Raw genomic sequence first — 3,703 nt, 5'->3', positions numbered from 1 at the left:
TTATTATACTGCAGACAACAATTTAGGAAATTTGCCCTGTAATTGCTGAACAAATGAAAACTTGGTTCAAAGAAGAATCAATAATTATTCTCAAAATATGAATAATACATTGCTCAATCCTTTTCACGAGGGGTAAGCATAAGAAGGATGAATTAAAAATCATTTTCGAGCGATGAGAGGTTTGACCTTAACTCTTTGTTCCTCTCTGATTAATTTTTCAAAAATATTGTGACAGAAGAAAAAGGCATCAATATTTTGCAAGATTTTTAGAATATTTGATATTGTTTATTTCATTTCTTTCAAAGACATTATTATTGTAATCAGCAACTAATGCGATAAAATGCTTTTTGTAATAATCATCCCATGGCAACTTGACTGTCTGCTTAATAATAACCGATTCACCTTTCTTTAAATTCACTACATTTGTCCCTTCCAAATACCCGCTGTAACTAGATTTTGAATGTGAATAGAAGCTGTGGACAATGAATGGTCCTGTATCTATGCTTGATTTGTTTATTACCTTACAGCGTATTCTATAGATATGTCTGCTTTCATCAATCTTTTTAATCTTTAATTTTTTCAATACAATCTCTGACTGATTAGATAAGTTTTTAAGATCAGATGAAATTTTTGCTACAAAGATATCATATCCGCCTGTATATGAAGTTTTATCGTTATTAATGCTTATAGGCAAATTATATGATTCAGTATCACCACCGATGACTATGTTTCCATCTGAATCCAAAACGATGTCTCTTCCATAATCTGAACCTTTCCCACCAATAAGTACTGAATTTTTTATTTTATTTAAAAGTTTTGAAACTTTGAGCAGAAAAAAATTCATATTCCAGTAGAAAAGTCCCTTGTAATAATATGAGCGTGCCGGAAGGTCTGTGGAAGTTGATATGCCTAAAAGAATCAAATCACCCTTAGGAGAAATTTGCAGTGAAACTGCTCTGTCATCTGAAGTACCGCCAAAGAGAGCTGTTCTTTTTAACATACTCAAATCACTATTGAAATAGGATATAAAAACATCTTCATCAGAATAATGATTCCACTTGTCTCTTGTCTCTTTCAATTTTGTTTTCGGCAGTTTTTTTGATTCTGTTGTTCCTGCAACATATATATTGTTTTTTGAATCAACAGAAACACAATCTATTGAATCATCATGCTTTCTTCCAAATGCAGTCGAAGCAATCAAATCTTCGAGATTACTGTCAAATTTCGAAATTACACCATCACTTCCAACAATAGATTTTCTATAAGCGCCGATTGTAAAGGGGTAGTTTTTCGAATATGACCATCCAACCACAATCACATCCCCATTTGAATCTAAAGCTATATCTTTCGATTCATCCCGACTTTCACCACCAAGAAAAGTGGAGGATATTAGCTTTGTTAGATTATTGTTTAGTTTCGATACAAATATGTCATAATTCCAATAAGTTTTTTTCTTATGTTTTGGGTAAAAAGCATTCTTTGTAACAGGAAAATCTCCTGATATAGTAATTCCAGCAGCATAAACATAACCTGATGGACTTATTGCTATAGCGCGCAAATTATCTTCTTGGCTGCCATCTAAATAGGTGCCTCCAATCAATTTATCCAATCTATTATTGAGTCGCACTATAAAAGCTGCTCCAGAATATTGATTTCCTTTTTTAACTGTCTGAAAACCCTTTGAACTCACAGGAAAATCCTTTGAATAGGTGTTTCCTGCGACAAATATGTTGTCGTGTTTATCAATTTTAATGTCATTTCCCCAGTCTTCACTACTTCCTCCAATAAATGTATACGCTTTTATTTTTGCCAGATTTTTATCCATTTTTAATATAAGGACATCTTTTTCAGAAGATGACGGTAAATTATAAATATCCTTGAAAGCATTATGCGCCAATGCTAATGGAAGTGAATTACTTTCTCCTGTTAAATAAACATTCCCCTTTGAATCAAGAGCAACTGCGCCTAATGTTTCAGATGAAGGCAATCTTCTTCCGCCAACATATGTCGACTGAAGAATTGAAGATAGATCGTCGGTTGTTTTAGTAACAAATACATCTTCTGCTCCATTATAAGTTTTATCGTATGCATTTTCCGTCACAGGGAAATCGCTAGATAAAGTTGTACCAACAATAAATACTTCACCACTATCATCGATTGCAATAGCTGGATTGGAATCCTTAGCGCTTCCGCCAAGGTATCGTCCTGAAAGCAAACTCTTTAGATCCTTGTCTATGCGATAGATAAAGGTTTTGGAAGGTTGCAAAATATCAATATATGGTTCACTGCTAATAAATGGTAGGTCGCTTGATTGAGTTTCACCTGCCAAATAAATGTTCCCTTGAGGATCCAATGCTATAGAAGATGCTTTATCAACTTTTTTCCCGCCTATAACAGTTGAAGACAGAAGATATCGTAGATTGTTATCGAGGATGGAAACAAAAGCATCGCTTTTATTTATATATCCTCTATTATAATTATCTGGACCTATTGGAAAATCATAGGAATCGGTAGTCCCTGCAACAACGACATTATCGTTTTTGTCAACTTTTACATCATCAATCGTGTCTCCATATTTTCCTCCCAAAAAAGTCGAAGACAGCAGCGTCTTTAAATCATTTGTAAATTTTGAAATGAACCCCTGACTACGCCAGTTTATCTGCGTCCAATATGCGTCACCATAAACACTTGAACCAACTGGGAAATCTATAGAGTTCGTGCCTCCGGCTAAAAAGATATTACCGCTTGAATCCATATCCATAGATGATACTTCATCTTCACCACTCCCTCTTATAATTATCGATGAACGAATCTTCTTTAAGTTATTGGTGTATTTTACCAAAAATATGTCATCAAAGAATTTGTTATAATTTGAATCAATAGGAATGATATTGACTTTTGAAGAATCAATTGGAAATTGTTTGCTCTTAGTAATTCCAGTTACAAAAACACTACCCTCATGATCAATCACTAAATCAACAGCATGGTCTTCTCTATTCCCTCCGATATACCTTGCTGCTTCCAATGAATCCAATTCATTGGACAATTTGACAATAAACGCATTTTGTCTTGCATTGTAGTAATAGGCGGAAAATTCTTTGGAAGCCAATGGAAAATCATCAGATTCAGTATCGCCTGATACGAACACATTCCCTTCATAATCGAGAGCAATTGCTTTGCCAATATCATTTTCATTGCCCCCAAAAAGAATTGTTGATTGGGGAGGAGAATTTAAGTTTCCATTCTTGAATTTCAATACAAAAACATCTTTCTTTGTGCCTTTATCTTTTTTATTGAAACTCATGGAATCACTCCCAAAATCCATAGCATCCGTTGTGCCACAGATAAAAATATCGTCATCAGCATCTTTTGAAATTGAATAAGCTATGTCGTGAGTATTTCCTTTCACTTTTCCGCCTATAATAATCGAAGAGATGAGAGGGTCGATTATGAGGGAATATTTTTTGTTGTATTTGCCAACTCTGAATCCGTAGCTTCTACCGTCATCATTGATTTTATATTCCGCTTCAACCTCTTTTTTCTCACCATCAATCAACTGATATGCATAAGGTTTCGTAAAGGTAATATTAGGAGCAGAATCTATTAGGAGTTCACCTTTTTCGTTAATGGAAAGTTTGCTACAATTGTCAACAATAAATCGTATATCCTCAACCCTTCCTCCGGGATTTATCGTAAATACCTT

General features: G+C 34.2%; 1 protein-coding gene. It reads right to left on the bottom strand.

Annotation, left to right across the window (positions count from 1 at the left end; all coding sequences use genetic code 11):
- Positions 1 to 247: 247 nt before the first annotated feature.
- The coding region (locus D6734_11820; protein RMF92649.1) for a hypothetical protein at positions 248 to 3,703 on the bottom strand (3,456 nt) is incomplete at its 5' end.

Source organism: Candidatus Schekmanbacteria bacterium, assembly GCA_003695725.1.
GTDB lineage: Bacteria > Schekmanbacteria > GWA2-38-11 > GWA2-38-11 > J061 > J061.
The sequence above is the reverse complement of the archived record's forward strand: the minus strand, read 5'-3'. Positions and strand labels throughout refer to the sequence as shown.